Origin of the sequence: Xenorhabdus stockiae (assembly GCF_002632825.1) — a bacterium.
In the GTDB taxonomy this organism is placed as follows: Bacteria; Pseudomonadota; Gammaproteobacteria; order Enterobacterales; family Enterobacteriaceae; genus Xenorhabdus; species Xenorhabdus stockiae.
Genome location: NZ_NJAJ01000149.1, coordinates 1 through 505 on the forward strand (window position 1 = coordinate 1; position 505 = coordinate 505).

The window sequence follows — 505 nt, forward strand, 5'->3', positions numbered from 1 at the left end:
GGGTATCCTGACCCTGACCGATGGCGAAGTGGTGGATCATGCGCAGATAAAAGAAGAGCTGCTGCACTGGATTAGCGGGGAAAACCTGAAAGAACTCGGCTTTGACCCGTGGAGCGCGGTCCAGTTCAGTCTCGCCTTAGCGGAAGAAGGGATCCCTTTAGTGGAAGTCGCTCAGACGGTACGCAACCTGTCGGAAGCGATGAAAACACTGGAAGCCTTGGTCTACAGCGGGAAATTCCACCATAACGCCCACCCGGTAATGAACTGGATGATGTCAAACGTCACGGTGAAACCGGACAAAAACGACAATATTTTCCCCAATAAATCCACACCGGAAGCCAAGATAGACGGCCCTGTGGCGTTATTTACCGGCCTGAGCCGCTTGCTGGTCAATGGCGGTGATGTACCTGACTTCCTGTCTAACCTCGACCCGGACGATTTCTTAATGCTATGAAAAACTTACTGATGGATATCACGGCCCTGATCGGCGTCGGGGCAGTGCTGG

1 protein-coding gene is annotated in these 505 nt (G+C 53.1%); it reads left to right on the forward strand.

Going from position 1 to position 505, the window contains the following annotated elements; translation table 11 throughout:
- A partial coding sequence (locus tag Xsto_RS20875; protein WP_244590485.1) for a terminase TerL endonuclease subunit occupies nt 1–454 on the forward strand: 454 nt, incomplete at its 5' end.
- Nucleotides 455–505 lie beyond the last annotated feature (51 nt).